Below are 20976 nucleotides of genomic sequence, written 5' to 3' on the forward strand. Positions count from 1 at the left end.
AACCTCTATTGTCACGATAGAGATTAGTCATGAACGAAACCGAACAAAAGACCACGCATTTTGGTTATAAAACAGTAGCCGAGAACGATAAAGCTTCTATGGTTGCTGATGTATTTCACTCAGTAGCTGCAAAATACGATGTAATGAATGATTTAATGTCTTTTGGTGTGCATCGTTTATGGAAACGTCAAACTATTGCAAGCTCAGGTGTTCGTAAAGGCCATCATGTACTCGATTTAGCCGGCGGCACTGGCGACTTAACGGCAAAGTTTAGTCAATTAGTTGGAGAAACGGGTCAAGTTGTTTTAGGTGATATAAACTCATCTATGCTTAAAGTTGGTCGTGAAAAACTACATAATCTTGGGTTAGTTGGCAATATCGACTACGTACAAATGAATGCAGAAATGCTGCCGTTCCCAGATAATAGCTTTGATGTGATCACTATTGCCTTTGGCTTACGTAACGTTACCGATAAAGACAAAGCATTGCGCTCTATGTACCGTATTTTAAAGCCAGGTGGTCGTTTACTTGTTTTAGAGTTTTCAAAACCAGAGCATGACGTACTTAGTAAAGCTTACGATTTTTACTCATTTAATTTATTGCCTACAATGGGTAAGCTAGTTGCTAACGACAGTGAATCGTATAAGTATTTAGCTGAATCTATTCGCATGCATCCAGATCAAGACACGCTAAAAGCGATGATGGAAGATGCAGGCTTTGAGCAAACAACATACCAAAACCTCACAGGCGGAATTGTTGCGCTGCATCGTGGTTTTAAATATTAAGGCTTGCAGTTATGGCACTTGAGACAATAACAAAAAATAATAATGATGCAATGGCATCTGAATTTTTTATGTTACCTAATTTTGTGCTTTCGCTTATTGAGCGTGTACTAAATCAAGCTCTCAGCCTTGACCCACAATTGTCTCAAAAACTAAGCGCAGTTAAACATCAGCGCTTAGTGGTTGAAGTAAGAGATTGGCAACAAAGTATCCAACTTGTTTATAGCGCTGAGCAATTGCACTTATACAGTGCTCAAAGTAACGAAAACGCAGATTGTATGATCAGCGCAGATATAGACACGCTTTTAGCACTTAAAAACCCAGCTATGCTTACCCAGTTAATTCGCCAAGATAAGCTCGACTTACAAGGCGATTTAAATATTGCGCAAACTTATAGTAATGCGTTTTCAGGCATTGATATTGATTGGCCTGAACAGCTTTCTAAATACATTGGCGACACCCCCGCTCAGCAGTTATATCTACACCTAAAAAAACTAAAACAAAAGAGCAGCAAAACCAACACTAAAATAGGTACAATGCTTACAAGTTTATGCCAAGACGAGCTCGCAATTACTATTCACCCATTAGAACTTGAGCAATTTAAACAAAAAAATAGAGAACTCAAAGGCCAAGTAGCTGCTGTTGAGCAGCGTATAAATACCTTGTTAAACTCTTTTTTACCTTCAAACACCCGCTAAGGATTTTTTGTGTCGACTGCACGTTTGTATAACATCACCAAAACTTTACTTCGCTATGGGCTAGACGAGCTAATTCCTAAACATAAGATCCCTTGGTTTGGTAAAGTAGCTCGTGGCAGTTTGTTTTGGCTGCGTAATCAGCACAAAGAAAAACCTGCAGGACTACGTTTACGTCTGGCACTACAAGAGCTTGGCCCTGTTTGGATTAAGTTTGGCCAAATGCTCTCTACTCGTCGTGACTTACTCCCTCATGATATCGCTTTAGAGCTTGCCTTTTTACAAGATCAAGTTCAGCCATTTGAAGGCGAACTTGCACAAAAAATAATAGAAAAAGCGCTAGAAATTAACGATATAAGTGAATTGTTTAGTGAGTTTTCACAAACTCCTCTAGCTTCTGCATCTATAGCGCAAGTGCATACAGCAAAGCTTATTGATGAGCAAAGCATTGAGCAAGATGTAGTAATTAAGGTTATTAGACCAAATATTTACGAGCAAATTAATGCCGATTTAGCGTTAATGGAAAAGCTCGCTAAGGTACTTGCAAAAGTCCATAACGAATCAAAACGCCTGCGTCCTGTAGAAGTAGTTAAAGAATATAAAAAAACACTCCTAGACGAGCTCGACTTAATGCGCGAAGGTGCCAATGGCATTCAACTTAAGCGCAACTTTGAAGGCTCTGAATCATTGTATATTCCTGCAGTTTACAGTGATTATAGCCGTAGTAATGTCCTAGTAATGGAGCGTATTTACGGTATACCCGTCTCTGATACCGATTCACTTCTGGCGCAAAACACGAATATGAAATTACTTGCTGAGCGCGGCGTAGAAGTGTTTTTTACGCAAGTGTTTAGAGACAGCTTTTTTCATGCCGACATGCATCCGGGTAATATATTCGTCTCTCGCGAGCATCCTGAAAATCCAATGTATATCGGTATTGACTGCGGTATAGTTGGTACGTTAAGCAAAGAAGATAAACGCTATTTAGCTGAAAACTTTATTGCCTTTTTTAATCGTGATTATCGCCAAGTTGCACAGCTACACGTTGATTCTGGCTGGGTACCACACGATACCAGCATTGAAGAATTTGAATTTGCGATTCGCACAGTGTGCGAGCCTATATTCAATAAACCGCTTGCTGAAATTTCATTTGGTCACGTGCTCGTAAATCTATTTAATACCGCACGTCGTTTTAACATGCAGGTTCAACCGCAATTAGTATTACTGCAAAAGACCTTATTATACGTTGAAGGATTAGGGCGTCAGCTATATCCACAACTCGACTTATGGAAAACAGCTAAACCCTTTTTAGAAGATTGGGTTAAGCAGCAAGTTGGACCGCTATCAGTACTGAAGCAAATGTATGCTAACTTGCCATTTTGGGCTGAAAAAATGCCTGAACTACCTGATCTAATTTACCAGAATTTAAAGCGTGCACCACACGCTCATAAACCTCAAGAACAAAAGGTATCTCATAAACCTTTAATATTGAGTTTATTTGGTAGTGCTACAATGATTATGGCAACACTTTGTTATTTACAGCACGATTTAATAGCTGCAGGTATTACTATAAGCTTATCGGCTATTAGTTTTATAACAGCATGGCGCAACGCATAAACTGAGTGCTATTTGCGCTATTGGGCGTATAATTAGTATTTAAAATATACATTTAACCGTTTATATATTGGAGAAAACCATGGGTTTTGGTGGTATTAGTATTTGGCAATTATTAATTGTTTTAGCGATCATAGTTTTACTTTTCGGTACAAAAAAACTACGCGGTATGGGTGGTGATATTGGAGGCGCTGTTAAAGGCTTTAAAAAAGCAATGTCAGACGACACAGCGAGTGAACAAGAAAAGTCAGAGCAAATTCAACAATCAGAAAAAAGCACCGTTGACGGCTCAACCAATACTGAAAAAAACAAAGATAGCAATAAGGTTTAATTAGTATGGGGATGTGGGAACTTGTTGTTATTTTTATTGTTGGCTTAGTAGTGCTTGGCCCAGAACGCTTACCTGTTGCTATTAGAACAGTAAGTAAATGGGTTAAAACAGCTAAGTCACTTGCCAACTCGGTAAAAGCCGAAGTAAGTGAGGAACTGCGTATTCACGAACTTCACGAAAACCTTAAAAAAGCAGAACAACAAGAACTAAAAGATTTAAGCCCTGAGTTACAAAGTTCATTAACAGAGTTACAAAAAGCGGCTGAGTCAGTTACTCACAGCTACAAGAAAAAACAACCGGATACATCAAATAACCAACAACTTGATGAAAAAAAGTGAAATTTATCTCTCACTTTGTGGTCAACTTATTACATGGTATAAAAAATAATGGCTGAGGAAGTAAAATCGGGATTTGTAGCTCATTTAATTGAGTTGCGTGATCGGCTAATAAAAGCACTATTGAGCATTTTCATTATTTTTATTGCCATAGTATATTTTGCGAATGACATTTATGCCTTTGTTGCACAGCCGTTAGTTTCGCATTTGCCAAGCACTGCAACTATGATTGCAACCGACGTTACTGCCCCCTTTTTTGCACCTTTCAAACTAACTTTATTTGTCGCTTTATTTGCGTCAATTCCGTGGATATTGCATCAAATTTGGGGGTTTATAGCGCCGGGTTTATATCAGCATGAAAAGAAAATGCTCATGCCTATTCTCGCCTCAAGTATAGTATTATTTTATGGCGGTATAGCCTTTTGTTATTTTGTAGTTCTGCCAATTATTTTAGGCTTTTTTACAAGTACTGGTCCAGAGATGATGACTCTTGCGCCCGACATAAGTAGCTATTTAGGGTTTGTATTAAAACTGTTTTTTGCATTTGGTGTCGCTTTCGAAATTCCTGTGGCAATTATGCTGCTATGTTGGAGTGGTGCAACAACAACAAAAAGCTTAAAAGAAAAGCGCCCATATATTGTCGTAGGCGTTTTTGTAGTGGCGATGTTTTTAACACCGCCCGATGTGTTATCACAAACTTTACTAGCATTTCCGATGCTTCTTTTGTTTGAGCTAGGCCTAATTTTAGCAAAATTCTATACCGCTAAACCACAAAAAGAATCTGAGGAATAAAATGAAAAAACAACTACTCTCACTATTGGTTTTATTAAGTGCGCCTACTTTTGCTGCGCAAACACAATTTAATACTCAAGCGTTACAAGCATGTAGCTTTATTGAAAATGACTTTAACCGATTACTTTGCTACGACAATACAGTTGCTGGTAAATCACTAACAAAGCCAACAGTAACAAAAACGCTTACTCCACCAACGGCTAACAATGTACCTCAAGTCGTAGCTGCTGCACCAATTCAAGCAAAGGCAAAAGCTGACGATTTTGGCTTAGAGTACAAAGAATCACAGGTAGAAAAAGAGACTGAAATTAAAGCTATGGTTACTTCAGTTAAAGAAGCCGCTTATGGCGAGTTAATTATCTCTCTAGATAACGGCCAACAATGGCGTCAAATTGGCTCTGACAGCATGCGTTTAAAAGAAAACGATACAATTGTAATTAGCCGTGGTGCATTCAACTCTTTTTTACTGAAACAAGACGGTAAAAACCGCTCTATTCGCGTTAAACGTACTAAATAATGTCATATACGTTAATTGATGCTGGGGTTAACTTAGCCAATCATCAATTTAATGACCAGCATCGTGATGTAGTTACCCGCGCAAGCGAAGCCAGTGTTACAAATATGCTTATTATAGGTTGTGATATTGCAAGCAGTCAGCAATCACTTGAACTTGCAATAAAACATCTTCAATATTCTACAGCGGGTATACACCCACATGATGCTAAGTCGGCGACGGATGAATTAGAAGCACAATTAACTGCACTTGCAAACAATAAGCAAGTTATAGCGATTGGTGAGTGCGGCCTTGATTATAACCGTGACTTTTCACCTCGCGATGTACAGCGTAGCGTTTTTAGACGCCACCTAACGCTTGCCGAAAAATTAGATTTACCGGTTTACTTACATGAACGTGATGCAAGTGACGATATGTTGAGTATTCTAAAAGAGTTTAATATTCGCGGTGTACTTCATTGTTTTACGGGTAACTCTGTAGCTCTTAAGCAATATTTAGATTTAGGTCTGTATATTGGTATAACAGGTTGGGTATGTGATGAAAGGCGTGGCAAAGAATTACAACAGCTAGTACCTAGTATTCCTCTAGATCGATTATTAATAGAAACTGATGCACCATTTTTAATTCCACGAACAGTTAAGCCAAAACCTAAATCGCGTAAAAATGAACCCGCTCTGCTCCCTTATATTTGCCAAACAGTTGCGCAACTTTATCAAACAGATGAAGAATTAATAGCCCGAAAAACAACAGAAAACTTTTACAATGTTTTTGGTTTAAAGAGCTGCTAATGGCTTGCGCAAAGGCATTACTAAGTCTATTAATGCTTCTTTGCACTTTTTATTCATTTGCAAACCCGGTAATAATAAAACACGATTTCAACTCTCAAAACATCAATAACCTGTATTACTCTTTTGAACCAACGTCGCTATTACATGCACAACAAAGTAGCAAGGTAGACTGGCAAAAAACCTTAGGCAAACCTCTTAACCTAGGTCTTGAGCAACGTTCTGTATGGGTGAAATTTAAAATAAAAAACACGCTTAGTTATAATACCGAACAACTGTTGTCGCTAAACAACCCTCTGCTAAACGACGTTCAAGTATATCAGTTACATAACTCGCAATTACTTTCTTACACCCAAATTGGCGATGCATACCCCCTTGATAAGCGTGCGATCAGAAGTGAATCTTTATTAGTTAAACTAATTAGCCCTGCAAATAGCGAAACGATTATTATACTGAAGGTGATGAATAGCTCAGGCTTGCGAGTCCCTTTAACTTTGTGGCAACCAGAAGCTTATTTAGCGCATAAAGGTAAACTTAATTTACTCTATGGCTTATTGATTGGTTTTATATTTTCTTTAGGTGTGAGCTGCTTAGTTTTATATGGTTTTTCGCGTAAACGTTATTTTATTTGTGCTGGTTTAATCACACTCACATTGGGGGGGGTCTTAGCCTACCTTTGTGGCTTTGGCTTAAAATATATTCACCCTAATTTGCCGGCGTTACAGCAAGTTATGATCCCTATACTACTTATGCTTATTACTTTAATGTTTTTGCCTTTGCAAAAGCAAATTTGCCATCCAAAGCCCTCTTTTTTACTAACGGTTCAAAAGGTAGTGGTTAACGTATTAGGTGTCTCGTTATTATTTATTTGGTTATTTCCAAACCATATAGTGACACTATTTTGCTTAACGGCTACCCCAATCGCTTTAGGCTTTTATATTGCAACTACATTTACGTGCATGCGTTTAGCGCCTTCTAAACCTAATAAAGCGCTATTGCTCGTATTAGTTTTTTTCTTGGTGGTAATGCTTTATTTTATTGTGGCAGTAATGGGGCTATACGCCTTTAGCAGAAGTACATTAGCATTTGTATTTGCATGCTTTTTTAGCTGCACTTTCTGTCTATGTTACAGTGTAATGAAGTTATTTATTTTACAACGCGATGAAGAAGTAATAGCTCAGCAAACCTTGATTGCTGAAAATGCAGCCCAAGATACACTGCTTAAAGAGCGCTTAAAGTTACAAGAAAAAACGCGCCAAGAACTCGAATCACAAGTCGACGAACGCACCTTTGAATTACAAGTTACACTTAGAGAACTTGAAGAAAAAAATCGTTCACTTGAGTTACTCAATACCGAAGACGCTTTAACCGGAATAAAAAACAGACGTTTTTTTGATAAGAAACTCGTCATGGAACTTCGTCGGTCTCGCCGAGAGCAAACACCACTTAGCATTGTTATGCTTGATATAGACCGGTTCAAAAGCATTAACGATACGTACGGACACATAATTGGCGATCAAGTTATTAAAGCTGTATCTGACTTAATAAAAGATCATTTAAAGCGCCCACTAGATGAAGTTGCCCGCTACGGCGGTGAGGAATTTGTGGTGCTATTACCTAATACCCCCAATGAAGGCGCACAAGACATAGCTGAAAAAATACGAGCAGCTATCTCAGCCAGTACAGTAACGGTTGCCAATAATGATATTCAATTTACAATTAGCGCTGGTGTATACACCAGCATTGCTGATGATGTTAGCAATCCTCAAATTTTTACTGAGTGCGCCGACAAAGCACTTTATTACGCAAAGCAACATGGCCGTAATCAAGTAATTACTTTTCCATTACCACAGTAGGAGCATATTAATATGGCCCAATCAGGATTAGACCTTTTCCCGTATACTCGCATGCGCAGAATGCGCCGCAGCGACTTTTCTCGCCGCTTAATGGCTGAAAATCAACTTAGCGTAAACGATTTAATTTACCCTGTATTTGTACTTGAAGGTAAAAATCGCCGCGAAGCAATTGAATCAATGCCGGGTATCGAGCGTTTATCAATAGATTTGCTGTTGCTTGAAGCAAAAGAACTTGTTGAACTTGGTGTACCTGCCTTAGCTATTTTTCCGGTAACACCTGCGGATAAAAAATCATTATTTGCCGAAGAAGCATATAATGATGATGGCTTAGTCCAACGCACTGTTCGTGCTTTAAAAGAAGCATTTCCTGAGTTGGGTGTAATTACTGATGGTGCACTTGATCCATTCACAACGCACGGTCAAGACGGCATTATTGATGACACTGGCTATGTGATAAACGACGTAACCACCGAGATTTTAGTTAAACAAGCACTCTCACATGCAGAAGCAGGCGCTGATGTAATTGCTCCTTCAGACATGATGGATGGCCGTATTGCTGCAATTCGTGAAGCGCTTGAAGCTGATGGGTTTGTGCATACCCGTATTATGGCCTACTCAGCTAAATACGCATCTAGCTACTATGGCCCATTTAGAGATGCAATAGGTTCTGCTGGTAACTTAAAAGGTGCCGATAAAAAAACCTACCAAATGGACCCTGCAAACTCTGATGAAGCAATACGTGAAGTCGCATTAGACTTACAAGAAGGCGCTGATATGGTCATGGTTAAGCCTGGCATGCCTTATTTAGATATTGTACGTCGTGTTAAAGACGAGTTTGGTGTACCTACTTTCGCATATCAGGTAAGTGGCGAGTATGCAATGCACAAAGCAGCTATTGATAACGGTTGGTTAAGTGAGGAAGCTACTATAATGGAGTCTTTACTTGCATTTAAGCGTGCAGGCGCTGATGGAATATTGACCTACTTTGCTAAGCAAGCCGCACAATACCTAGCTAAAAAGTAAGGGTTTTATAAAAAGGCGGTTAAACCGCCTTTTATTTACATTCGTTTACATTTTTGTATTATTTTCGTCATATTTATTCTCTAAACTGGTGTCCCATTTTGGGATTAATACACGGGAATAATAAAAAAATGTTTAAAACAAAAATAACACCACTCGCACTTGTTATAGCCAGTCTCAGTGCACCAGCATCCGCTGATCTAATTATTTCAGAATATATAGAAGGAAGCAGTAATAATAAAGCAATAGAGCTTTATAATAATGCTGATACGGAGCTTTCTCTTGAGGGGTATACACTTAGCTTGTATTCAAATGGTAAAAGTGAAGTTGGCAATTCTGTAGACCTTACAGGAACACTTGCTGCAAATTCTACTATTGTAATTGTCAATCCAAGCTCATCTGATGATTTAAAAGCCAAAGCCGATTTGGAAAACAGCGTTATTGGGTTTAATGGTGACGATACTCTAATACTGACTAAAAACGGTAATATTGTAGATAGCTTTGGTCAATACGAAGTACGAGAAACATGGGAAGGAGGCGGTGTTTCCGCAAAAGACCAAACTCTTCGCCGTAAAGATACTATTACCAGTGGTCGTACAGATGCAACCGCAACTTTTGATCCAAGTGTAGAGTGGGATAGCTTTAAAATTGATGCATTCGACGGCTTAGGTTCACATGCAGGTAATGGTGGAACAACACCTGAACCAATTCCAGAACCAGAACCACTTGAACCACTAGTTTGTGGTGCAGAAAAAACACTAATAAATGCTATTCAAGGTGACGGCTCTGCTAGCCCACTTGTAGGTACATTAGTAGAACTTGAAGGTGTTGTAACCGCCGATTTTCAAGGTGATGAAGAATTAAAAGGCTTTTTTGTTAGCTCACTTGCTGCAGACATAGATGCCAACCCACTAACTTCTGAAGGTGTGTTTGTTTATTTTGCAGATACTGATGTAAATGTTGGTGACCATGTGCGCGTACAAGGTACTGTTGAAGAGTATTTTGATGCAACACAAATTGGCAGCGTAAGCCAAGTAGCAATTTGTGATACAGGTTTACCTGTAGCAGCTACAAAAATTACTTTACCTTTAGCTGATACAACAGATTTAGAATCTTTTGAAGGTATGCTAGTTACTTTGGAGCAACCATTAGTAGTAACTAATAACTTTGGCCTTGGTCGATATGGTGAAGTTGAGTTAGCAACAGAGCGCTTGTATCAAGGTACACAGGTTGCACTACCTGGAGATACGGCTAATGCAGTTGAAACAGAAAACCTGCTTAAAAAGATCCTACTAGATGATGGCTCTACTGTACAAAACTTAGACCCAACAGCGTACCCAACTCCAGGCTTGTCAGCAGAAAATACATTACGTACTGGTGACACTGTAAACACAGTTACAGGTGCACTTGCTTATAGCTTTAGCCTTTACAGAATACACCCAACTTTAGCACCTCAGTTTATTGCAACAAATGCACGTGAAGATGCGCCTGAACTTAATGCTGAAGCAGATTTACGCGTAGCTAGCTTCAACGTACTTAATTACTTTAATGGTGATGGCCAAGGCGAAGGATTCCCTACCGCTCGAGGTGCAGATTCAGAAGCTGAACTTATTCGTCAAGAAGCTAAAATTGTAAGTGCAATTAGCGCTATCCAGGCCGACGTTGTTGGTTTAATGGAAATAGAAAATGATGGCTTTGGCGAATTTAGCGCTATTGCGAGCTTAGTAAATGCATTAAACGAAGCTGATTCAGCTAACCAATACGCATTTGTTGACTTTAACGTAGATCAAATTGGTACAGATGCAATTACTACCGCATTAATTTATCGTGCTAACAAAGTAGAAGAAGTAGGTACTGCTGCCATTACAACTGAAGCACCATTTGATTTTAGTAATCGTGCTCCAATTGCACAAAGCTTTAAATCATTAGAAACTGATGAAGTATTTACAGTTGCTGTGTCACACCTTAAATCTAAAAGCTGTGGTAGTGCTTCGGGTAATAATGCAGATTCAGGTGATGGTCAAGGCTGTTGGAATGAAATACGCACAGAAGGTGCTAATGCATTCGCTGATTGGCTTGATAGCAAACCAACCGGTATTGACGACGAAGATACTATTTTAGTCGGCGATATGAATGCTTACGCAATGGAAGACCCAATACGTGCATTTGCTGATAAAGGCTACAAAAATGTAGTTGCAGAAATTGATGGGGATACACTTGGTTACTCTTACAGCTTTTCTGGTCGCGCTGGTAGTTTAGATCACGCAGTAGCTACCCAATCACTACTTAGTAAAATTGTTGCAGCAACAGATTGGCACATCAACGCAGATGAACCTATTTCTCTTGATTACAATGTAGAGTTTAAAAGCGAAGGTCAACAATCTAGTTTGTACTCTGAAAGTGCATACCGCGCATCAGATCACGACCCTGTAATTATTGATATTAAATCTGAAATTACTTTAACACCTGAAGAGCAAACGCCTGTTATTACAGCTGATCAAGTTTTTGCAGTCGATGAAAACAGCGCAATTGGTACAGTTATCGGCACGCTCGATTTTAGTGATCCAAATGCCGATGAATCACCTGTTGTTAAATTTATTACATCTGATAATGATAGCGTTTCAATTAACAATCAGGGGCAGTTAATTGTTGCTGGAGAGATTGATTACGAATTCGAAAATCGTATTACTTTAACAGTGCAAGCTCAAGATAGCGTGGGTAACTTATCTAACGTTGAAAAAGTAGCTGTGAAAGTAAATAACTTACGCTCAGATGACGATAATGATGCAGGTTCATTATTATGGTTATCACTTCTTTTAGCACCACTATCAATAGTGCGTCGATTTAAAAAGAAATAACTAAGTTAAATCCAAACATTTAAAAAGCCGCTCTTGCGGCTTTTTTATTTTATACAAATGTAATTCAGACAAGCTTCATTAAACCCCCCGTAATATGTTCAGACGATCTGTGAATCTTCTAGTAATTAACCAGTAACAACTACATACATTTGAGTGAATTTTACACAATGAAACTCTTTTTATTATGTATATCGGTTTTACCTATTGAAAAGTATGAACTTTTATATGGGTTCACATTTTGCTTTAAATAATTAAGAAGATACTTACTAAACAAAATCAATATTTACCCTAAACGTAAAAATAAGTCGTGTTTTTATAAAGGAATGAGAATGAAACAATTAACCCAAAATCTGCCTAAATGGCAAAAAAAGTCAGCACCACTACTGGGTCTACTTATTATTTTTTCGACTTGGGGCAATAGCAACCAAGCGATTGCTGCAACCGTTGATGTAGCAATCCCACAAAGTAGCTTATTTGATGTAATTAGCGCTCGCGCCAAAAAGTTAGCAAGCGAAGAATACGTGGCACCTAAAAACATTGAGCTTGAAGCACTTAACAATATTGATTATCAGGATTACCGTTCAATTCGATTTAAAAAAGACAAAGCAGTATGGAAAGATGAAGGCCTGTACGAGCTACAATTATTCCACCCTGGTTTTTTATATAAAACACCTGTGACAATAAATACCGTTGATAGCGACTCTAAACGCAGTCGCTTACCTTTCAGTACTGACTTTTACCAATATGATGGCACAGCGGCACCATTACAAGAAGAAATAGCTAAAAGTGTTGCGGGTACTCAACTAGGTCATGCTGGGTTTCGCATACATTACCCATTGAATACTAACGAGTATAAAGATGAAGTAATGGTATTTCAGGGTGCATCGTATTTTAGAGTCGTTGGCCCTCAACAGGTTTATGGCTTATCAGCTAGAGGCCTTGCCATTGATACTGCAGAAAATTCGGGTGAAGAATTTCCAGTTTTTAAAGAATTCTGGTTAGTTAAACCAAAGGCCGACCAAACACAAATTACCATTTTTGCATTATTAGATAGCCCATCTATATCGGGTGCATACAAGTTCAGTGTTGACCCTACCACTAATATGCTAGTTGATGTTGATATGCAGATATTTGCGCGTAAAGATATTAAAAAACTGGGTGTAGCACCATTAACGAGTATGTTTTATCACGGCGAAAACAGCACCAAATTTTTTGATGACTACCGCCCTGAAGTTCATGACTCGGATGGTCTATTAACTCAATCTACTGATGACAAATGGGTATGGCGCCCTCTTAACAATCCTTCGCAGTTAAGTGTTACTTCATTTTCGTACAATAACCCAAAAGGTTTTGGGTTAGCTCAACGCGATCGAAACTTTAATAACTATTTAGACACAGAAGCACATTACCACAACCGCCCCAGCCTATGGATCGAACCACAAGGTGAATGGGGAAATGGTCGTGTAGAACTTGTAGAAATACCTACTGATACTGAAACTAACGACAATATCGTGAGTTACTGGGTACCAGAAAAGCCAATGAAAGCCGGAGATTCATTAAAGCTGAGCTACAAAATGACGACCTTTAATGCAGCTTTAACTCAGCACGAAAAAGCGCGAGTATTACGTACAAGGATTGGTAGCGCCGCTTTACCTGGTGAAGACAACCCACCACCAAAAAGTCATCGCCAATTTACTGTTGATTTTACTGGGTCGGAAATAAATCAACTTTCAGAACAATTAAAATTAGATGCCGACATTCAACTTACAACAGGCGAAGTAACCGACATAAATATCCAAAAACTGCCTGATTCACGAGGATGGCGTGTAGCTTTCAAAATTGCACCACAGGACGATCAACCCGTTGATATGCGTTTATCGTTAAAACTACGAGACAAAGAAATTAGCGAGGTATGGAGCTATGTTTGGTACCCAAATGACATCAAGTAATAAAGGGAAGGGCACTCCTATGCCATTCAAAACACTAAGAGTATGGCTATTTGCTATTGCGGCACTTGGCACATCTGGCTACGGCATATCTATTATGTTTGAGATTTTAAGCTCAAACGGTATGACATTACTTGAATACGCTCTTTTAGTATTATTCTCAATCACTTTTGCCTGGATTGTAACGGCCTTTTGTAGTGGAACAATTGGCTTTGTATTACAGCTATTACGAATTGATCCACTTACATTGAAACGTATTAAACCAATTGAGTTTGACGAGGAGGCAATTAACGCCCAAAAAACCGCCGTTGTAATGCCTATTTATAACGAAGATACCCACCGTGTTATCGCGGGTTTTGAAGTCAGCCTGCAATCGTTAAAAGAAACAGGTCAACTTGCAAACTTTGATTTTTACTTATTAAGCGACACCCAAGACCCACAAATAGCTAAAAATGAGCTAAGTGCGTGGCATGCATTGTGTGAGCGTTTAGGTGATACGGCAAAGCACGTATTCTATCGCCGTCGCGAAGATAACAAACATCGTAAAGTAGGTAACCTAACCGACTTTTGTGAGCGCTGGGGCAGCCAGTACGACCATATGATTGTGCTTGATGCAGATAGCGTAATGACCGGAAAATGTATGTTAGAGCTTACTACAAGTATGCTCAACAACCCACAAGCAGGTCTGATCCAAACTATTCCGATCCCTGTTCGTCAAGATACCTTTTTTGGCCGTTTTTTACAGTTTGCGTCAGTACTTTATAGCCCAATGCTCGCGACTGGCTCAGCTTTTTGGCAAACTGATAAAGCAAACTATTGGGGTCATAATGCAATCATTAGAGTTGAGGCATTTATAACGTGCTGTGGTTTGCCAACACTAAAAGGTAATGCACCTTTTGGCGGCGAAATTTTAAGTCATGACTTTGTAGAAGCTTCACTACTTCATAGTGCTGGTTGGGATGTATTGTTGCTATCAGATATTGAAGGTAGCTATGAAGAAGTACCAAGTAACATTCTAGACTACGCTGTACGCGATAGACGTTGGGTGCAAGGTAATATTCAGCACTTAGGTTTACTATCGTCATCCAAATTAAAATTAATGAGTAAGTTGCATTTTCTACTCGGTGCCACAGCCTATATTTCATCGCTAATTTGGCTCTCAATGTTGGCGCTAAGTACTATTGATGCAGTAACTCGCGCATTAAATAGTGATGTGTACTTTAACCGTGTTTACCAATTATTCCCCACATGGCAAATAGCTAAAACCGATCTTATTGATTCACTCTTGTATCTAACTATTATTATTTTATTAATGCCTAAATTAATGGGCATAATAGTAACCCTAATACATAGAAACAAACGCTTTGGTGGTTCAATTAAGCTAATACTAGGTTCAATCATTGAAACTGTATTTGCTATTATTGTTGCCCCATTAATGATGGTATTTCATGCTTACTTTGTACTTTGTGTGTTTTTAGGCAAAAAAGTGAAGTGGGATGCACAACCTCGTGAAGGTCGCATGGTCCCTTGGAAGGAAGCGTTTGGTTATACGTTATTCTCAACTATTGTGGCTATTGCATGGGGTAGTACAGCTTATTACTTCACACCAGTGTTCTTTTGGTGGTTATCGCCTATATTATTAGGCTTAGTGTTAGGCGCTCCAATTATCCGCTATACCAGTAGCATTAAGCTCGGTGTACAGCTTAGAAAGTTAGGTATATTTATTTGCCCTAGCGAAGTTGATAACGATTCAACGCTAGAAGCGCTTAAAACGCACCTAAAAGAAATTTCGATACCTGAGGAAGGTGCTTATCCACAAACTATACCGACACTACCACAAGAGCAATTGGTAACAATGCCTATCCAGTCCTTTAAAAAGCCAAGCAGGCTAAAGATGAAAGCGCTAAAAGCTAAGGCTATAAAAAAGTTTAATTAGCGCGTTATAAAATACAAAAACTAAAAAGGAGCGATTAATCGCTCCTTTTTGCTATCTTAATTAAAAATCAAGCGTTGCATTTATCGCTAATATTTTCCACTTTGTCAGCTAACTTATTACAGTACATTTCAGAAATAGCTGACTGCGCTTCATCATCAAGTTGCCAGTTATAGAAATGGAAATTTTTGCCATTATCTAGCTTCACCTTAAAAATGGTGAAAAGAAAAAACGAACTAAATGATACGCAACTAATTTCCTCACTATTGATATAGCGCTCTGTGCACAAACGTGTATAACAAATACCTGCTTTATAACAATGTAAAAAACGAAGATGAAGAATATTAAAAGCAATGATAATTAGTAGAGCTGGCATTACAGTGAGAAAAACAATCTTTAGGTTCACAGTAAACATAATATGAATTAAAAATATTATGCTGAATGCTAAAATACATTTTGTGAATTGTAGCCACCAGTTTGGTGCTAATTTAATAGATTTCATGATCGTTACGTCTTATATGGAATTAATATGTAAACGTCTCTGCTGCGGAGACTTCCCTATCTGACTTTAGAGCTCTAGTCTGAAAGTGCTGGTATTCTACATTACGCACATAGAAGCATCAACAGAAGTTCTTAAAATTCAGTAGGTTACATAGCATTTACAATTAACTCCTTACAAACCAACTGATTAAGTAAATGAAGTAAATAAAATGCTCTCTAATACCTTTTTACTAACTGATAATATAGGACTACTTAATAATAAAATGTAGCTATAAACAACTACAAAAAAAACTAAATTATAGGCAATAAAAAACCCGCAACATGTGCGGGTTTTTTTTAAAGAGTTAAAGAGCTAATTATTTAGCAGCTTTTTTCTCTTTTTCTGCAGCGATTACTGTATCAGCAACGTTTTGCGGACATGCAGCGTAGTGTGAGAACTCCATAGAGAACTGACCACGACCTGATGTCATTGTACGTAGTGTACCGATGTAACCGAACATTTCTGATAACGGTACGTCAGCTTTAATACGGCTGCCTGTTAAACCAGCTTCTTGGTCTTTCATCATACCACGACGACGGTTAAGGTCACCGATTACGTCACCAACGTGATCTTCTGGAGTGAACACGTCAACATTCATGATTGGCTCAAGAAGTTGTGCGCCCGCTTTAGGGATCGATTGACGGAAAGCGCCTTTAGCAGCGATTTCGAACGCGATTGCAGATGAATCCACGGCATGGAAACCACCGTCGAAAAGTTCAATTTCAACGTCAAGTACAGGGAAGCCAGCTAGAACACCAGTACCCATCATTGACTTGAAGCCTTTCTCAACTGCAGGCCAGAATTCTTTAGGTACGTTACCACCAACAACAGATGATTTAAACGTAAAGCCTGAAGCAACTTCGCCTGGCTTGATACGGTAATCAATTTTACCGAACTGACCAGAACCACCAGATTGTTTCTTATGCGTGTAGCTATCTTCAATTTCTTTAGTGATAGTTTCACGGTAAGCAACTTGTGGTTGACCAACAATAAGGTCTACGCCATAAGTACGCTTAAGAATATCTACTTTGATATCTAAGTGAAGCTCACCCATACCTTTAAGGATAGTCTCGCCTGAATCTTCATCAGTCTCAACTTGGAAAGATGGATCTTCTGCAACCATTTTACCGATAGCAACACCCATTTTCTCATTACCGCCTTTATCTTTAGGCTGTACAGCAATCGAGATTACTGGAGTTGGGAATACCATTGGCTCAAGTGTTACTGGGTGCTTAGGATCACATAATGTGTGACCAGTTTGCACGTTTTTCATGCCTACGATAGCAATGATGTCACCAGCTTGTGCGCTAGTTAATTCGTTACGGTCATCTGCTTGCATCTCAACCATACGGCCCACACGCTCAGTTTTACCAGTAAACGAGTTAAGGATAGTATCACCCTTGTTTAGTTTACCTGAGTAAATACGTACGAATGTTAATGCACCAAAACGGTCATCCATTATCTTGAATGCTAATGCTTTGAAAGGTTCATCTGCAGATACGATTGCAAATTCACCATTTTCGTTACCTTCTTCATCCATAAGAGGTTGAGGGTCAACTTCTGTAGGAGCTGGTAAGTAATCAACAACAGCGTCAAGAATAAGCTGCATACCTTTGTTCTTAAACGCAGAACCACAGTATGTAGGGAAGAAAGCAAGGTCACGAGTACCTTTACGGATACAACGTTTGATGTCTTCTACAGAAGGTGCTTCACCTTCCATGTAAGCTTCAAGTAGTTCATCGTCTTGCTCAAGGGCAGTTTCAACAAGCATTTCATAATACTCGTCAGTTTTTTCTACCATGTCTGCAGGAACATCTGTGATTTCGTAGTTTTCAGGAAGACCAGTGTCATCCCAAACGTATGCTTTTTTAGTTAAAACATCAACAACACCAACAAACTCATCTTCAATACCAATTGGTAAAGTCATGATTAGTGGTACAGCACCAAGTACTTTACGTACTTGTTCAGTTACACGGTAAAAATCAGCACCCATACGGTCTAATTTGTTTACGAAGATAATACGTGCAACTTCTGAGTCATTAGCATAACGCCAGTTAGTTTCTGATTGTGGTTCAACACCACCAGAACCACAGAACACACCAACACCGCCATCTAATACTTTAAGTGAACGGTAAACTTCAACTGTGAAGTCAACGTGTCCAGGAGTATCGATAACGTTAAAACGGTGATCTTTCCAGAAACAGCTTACAGCCGCAGACTGAATAGTAATACCGCGCTCAGCTTCTTGTTCCATGAAGTCAGTAGTAGATTCACCATCATGAACCTCACCTGTTTTATGGATTTGACCAGTAAGCTTTAGGATACGCTCAGTAGTCGTGGTTTTACCCGCATCAACGTGCGCGAAAATACCAATGTTTCTGTACTTCGATAAATCTGCCATTAATTTTACTCTTAATAAAGTCGATAAATTATTCGGCAGGAGTATAACATCACTTAAAGCGAACATCACCATACAAGCCGCTTAAAATGCAATCAATTCAACATATTTTTTTATATGCCAGAATCCATTAAATATCAAACATAACAAAAAACATGCAAGGCCTTGAAATAAATGGAATTTAATGCATTTACTTCAAATGCACGAAGTTACTTCGTTATTTTATAGCAGCGTTCAGGGCGGCCAATACTACCGTAGCTTTGATCCGCAGTTAACTTGCCTGACTCCAGTAAATACTCCAAGTAACGGCGCGCTGTAGAGCGGCTTACGCCAACTAAATCGCCCATTTGTTGAGCGGTAAATGCAGTGGTTCCGTGCTCTACAAAAGCATTATGTATTTTTTGTAGGGTAAGTTGATCGACCCCTTTTGGTAAACGAATAGACGTGTTGGTTTGTTGCTTTGAGCCAAATAATGTATCAACCATCGACTGTGTTACTTCACTCGCATCAGAAAAACATTGCTGACGTGATTCAAAACGTGCAAGAGCTTGATCAAGACGGCTTAGCATTAACGGCTTTACTAAAAAGTCGCACGCGCCTAACTGCATTGCTTTTTCAAGGGTTTCGACCTCTTTAGCTGCTGTTAACAACATAACTTCACTTTTAATCGCCCGTCGTCGTAAATCGCTTAACAAATCTAAGCCATTGCCATCTGGCAAATGTATATCGAGTAGAATTAAATCGGGTTCAATAGCATGCAACAAAGCTGTTGCCGTACTTAAATTACCGGCAATGCCTACTACCTGATACTGAGCTTGTCTTAAGCTCTGCTTTGGCGTTTGGCTACCGGCCACACCATTTGGTAATAACAAGTACTGCGCTAATAGCTGTGCTACCTCTACTTCGTCTTCAATTATTACTACTGAATACGTCATATTTAATGCTCTTATTATTTTGGAATATAAATACTTAGCCTTGCACCAAGCAAGTCTGACTCACCAATTTCTAACGTGCCACCACATGAGTCCAAATTTGTTTTTACTAAATATAACCCAATACCATGCCCCGCTCCCGATTTAGAGCTGTATTGAGGAGTAAAAATAACATCATGGTCAGAGCCTAACCCAAAGCCAGTATCTTCTACATCAAATAAAAGTGTTTGACTGGTTTCATCAACGGTTACACGTACTTTTGCAGAGCGAGAATCTGATGCTCTAATTGCAGCTTCAATGGCATTGTCTATTAAGTTTCCTAAAATAGACACTACTCGCTCTAGCATATCTTTGCGTGCAATAACGCCAAGTAGACTGTCGGGATTAAGCTCAAGCACAACATTTAACTCTCGCGCTTTATGATATTTACCAACTAACAAACCAGCAAGCACTGGGTCTTGTATACACTCTAACAAGTTATGAATTTGTGCTTGGGAGCCTTGGCTTTCTTGTCCTATAATTTCTATAGCTTGCTCATTTTTCCCCATTTGCACTAACGCGCCAATTAAGTTGAGCTTATTGGAGTAGTCATGAGTTTGTACCCTTAAAAGCTCTGCAAAAGCCTGAACTTTAGTAAGTTGCTGGCTTAAATATTCAAGTTCATCAGAGGGGCGCATACTTAGTAAAATACCATCTGCCTGCCCTTGCACCTGTAAAGAAAACCTCGATAAAATGAGTCGTTTATCGGCGGCAAACAATTCAAAACCCACTATTTTACGCCGCTGATTTCGTAATAGAAACTCTGCGTGCTCTGGCAGTAAATCGTTTAAGCTGAGGTTCTGATTAATAATTGAAGTTGGTTTATCTAATATTTCGCAGGCGCGTTGGTTGAGTTTTCGTACTTTTCCGTCCGGGTCGAGTGCAATAATACCGCTGCGTACCGTATTTAAAATTGCATCTTGCTCTGAAAACAAACGTGCAATTTCATCTGGCTGCAGGCCAAAAATAGCATTTCTGACACGCTGTCCAATATAAATAGCCGCCAGTATACTTAAACCTACAAGTATTAAGCCCCATATTAAAATTTCACTACTGCGAGAGAGAATAAGCGGATCGATTGATTGTACTAAAAAACCAACCGACACAACGCCTACTATTTCATTATTACCTGCGTACACCGGCACTTTGCCACGAATTGATTCACCTAAACTACCATGAGCTACCGAAATATAGCGTTTACCTTTTAGCGCAGCTTGGCTATCGCCACCAACCATTTTCTTGCCAATTTTATCTTCATCAGGATGTACAATACGAAATGCATTCTCATCGCCAATAACAATAAAGTCAGCACCTACAAGTTGTCGTAAATCTTCAATTTGCACATTGATAGCGTTTAAGTCACTAGGGGTTTGCAATGCATTAATTACATCAGCACGTGTAGCTACACTACTAGCCACAGCTAATGCCTTATCACCAATATGGCTATGTAAACTTTGCGCTGTAAGTTGATACACCAACGCGCCAAATAATAAAGCCTGCAATACACATAATCCTGTTACCCAAATAATTAATCGTGTTTCTAAACGTTTAGGTTTTGTGACCATGTTTTGCAATGGATTTAGCTTGTTGGTGTTTTTCATTTCA

General features: G+C 39.0%; 17 protein-coding genes. 13 read left to right on the forward strand and 4 right to left on the reverse strand.

The window, feature by feature from the left end; translation table 11 throughout:
* Nucleotides 1–29 precede the first annotated feature (29 nt).
* From ubiE to mdoH, 13 genes are all read left to right on the forward strand, one after another.
* Complete coding sequence (gene ubiE / locus I6E80_RS19115) at nt 30–785, forward strand: bifunctional demethylmenaquinone methyltransferase/2-methoxy-6-polyprenyl-1,4-benzoquinol methylase UbiE (RefSeq protein ID WP_024589468.1); 756 nt, start codon at nt 30–32, stop codon at nt 783–785.
* Between the two features lie 11 nt (nt 786–796).
* Nucleotides 797–1480 (forward strand): SCP2 domain-containing protein, encoded by a 684-nt coding sequence (locus tag I6E80_RS19120; RefSeq protein WP_197186241.1) that lies wholly within the window; start codon nt 797–799, stop codon nt 1478–1480.
* A gap of 9 nt (nt 1481–1489) precedes the next feature.
* Complete coding sequence (gene ubiB / locus I6E80_RS19125; protein WP_197186242.1) at nt 1490–3094, forward strand: ubiquinone biosynthesis regulatory protein kinase UbiB; 1605 nt, start codon at nt 1490–1492, stop codon at nt 3092–3094.
* Between the two features lie 79 nt (nt 3095–3173).
* Nucleotides 3174–3422 (forward strand): Sec-independent protein translocase subunit TatA, encoded by a 249-nt coding sequence (gene tatA, locus I6E80_RS19130; RefSeq protein WP_024599714.1) that lies wholly within the window; start codon nt 3174–3176, stop codon nt 3420–3422.
* Nucleotides 3423–3427: 5 nt separating this feature from the next.
* The gene (gene tatB / locus I6E80_RS19135) at nt 3428–3760 is read left to right on the forward strand and encodes a Sec-independent protein translocase protein TatB (protein WP_024599713.1); all 333 of its coding nucleotides are present in this window, start codon (nt 3428–3430) and stop codon (nt 3758–3760) included.
* Nucleotides 3761–3808: 48 nt separating this feature from the next.
* Nucleotides 3809–4549: a twin-arginine translocase subunit TatC gene (gene tatC / locus I6E80_RS19140; protein WP_024599712.1), complete on the forward strand. Its 741-nt coding sequence runs from the start codon at nt 3809–3811 to the stop codon at nt 4547–4549.
* Nucleotide 4550: 1 nt separating this feature from the next.
* Nucleotides 4551–5066 carry a hypothetical protein gene (locus tag I6E80_RS19145; RefSeq protein WP_024599711.1) on the forward strand — a complete coding sequence of 172 codons (516 nt, stop codon included), beginning with the start codon at nt 4551–4553 and terminating at the stop codon, nt 5064–5066.
* Complete coding sequence (locus tag I6E80_RS19150) at nt 5066–5851, forward strand: TatD family hydrolase (RefSeq protein ID WP_197186243.1); 786 nt, start codon at nt 5066–5068, stop codon at nt 5849–5851. The genes I6E80_RS19145 and I6E80_RS19150 overlap by 1 nt, the downstream gene beginning before the upstream one ends.
* On the forward strand, nt 5851–7704 hold the full coding sequence (locus I6E80_RS19155) for a diguanylate cyclase (RefSeq protein WP_024599709.1): 1854 nt from the start codon (nt 5851–5853) through the stop codon (nt 7702–7704). Before I6E80_RS19150 ends, I6E80_RS19155 begins: the two co-directional genes overlap by 1 nt.
* Before the next feature lie 12 nt (nt 7705–7716).
* Nucleotides 7717–8727 (forward strand): porphobilinogen synthase, encoded by a 1011-nt coding sequence (hemB, locus tag I6E80_RS19160; RefSeq protein WP_024599708.1) that lies wholly within the window; start codon nt 7717–7719, stop codon nt 8725–8727.
* 128 nt (nt 8728–8855) lie between these two features.
* Nucleotides 8856–11582: an ExeM/NucH family extracellular endonuclease gene (locus I6E80_RS19165; RefSeq protein ID WP_170072782.1), complete on the forward strand. Its 2727-nt coding sequence runs from the start codon at nt 8856–8858 to the stop codon at nt 11580–11582.
* 329 nt (nt 11583–11911) lie between these two features.
* Nucleotides 11912–13531, forward strand: coding sequence for a glucan biosynthesis protein G (locus I6E80_RS19170; RefSeq protein ID WP_024599706.1), 1620 nt, complete (start codon nt 11912–11914; stop codon nt 13529–13531).
* On the forward strand, nt 13503–15464 hold the full coding sequence (mdoH, locus tag I6E80_RS19175; RefSeq protein ID WP_024599705.1) for a glucans biosynthesis glucosyltransferase MdoH: 1962 nt from the start codon (nt 13503–13505) through the stop codon (nt 15462–15464). Before I6E80_RS19170 ends, mdoH begins: the two co-directional genes overlap by 29 nt.
* A 67-nt stretch (nt 15465–15531) precedes the next feature.
* Here mdoH and I6E80_RS19180 read toward each other — a convergent pair whose 3' ends face one another.
* From I6E80_RS19180 to I6E80_RS19195, 4 genes are all read right to left on the reverse strand, one after another.
* The gene (locus I6E80_RS19180) at nt 15532–15963 is read right to left on the reverse strand and encodes a hypothetical protein (RefSeq protein ID WP_033036928.1); all 432 of its coding nucleotides are present in this window, start codon (nt 15961–15963) and stop codon (nt 15532–15534) included.
* 355 nt (nt 15964–16318) lie between these two features.
* The gene (fusA, locus tag I6E80_RS19185) at nt 16319–18403 is read right to left on the reverse strand and encodes an elongation factor G (RefSeq protein WP_076925899.1); all 2085 of its coding nucleotides are present in this window, start codon (nt 18401–18403) and stop codon (nt 16319–16321) included.
* Between the two features lie 206 nt (nt 18404–18609).
* Nucleotides 18610–19335, reverse strand: a complete 726-nt coding sequence (locus I6E80_RS19190; protein ID WP_170072783.1) for a response regulator — start codon at nt 19333–19335, stop codon at nt 18610–18612.
* A 14-nt stretch (nt 19336–19349) separates the two neighbouring features.
* On the reverse strand, nt 19350–20972 hold the full coding sequence (locus I6E80_RS19195) for a sensor histidine kinase (RefSeq protein WP_197186244.1): 1623 nt from the start codon (nt 20970–20972) through the stop codon (nt 19350–19352).
* Between the last annotated feature and the right edge of the window lie 4 nt (nt 20973–20976).

Origin of the sequence: Pseudoalteromonas sp. NSLLW218, from assembly GCF_015864775.1 — a bacterium.
In the GTDB taxonomy this organism is placed as follows: domain Bacteria; phylum Pseudomonadota; class Gammaproteobacteria; order Enterobacterales; family Alteromonadaceae; genus Pseudoalteromonas.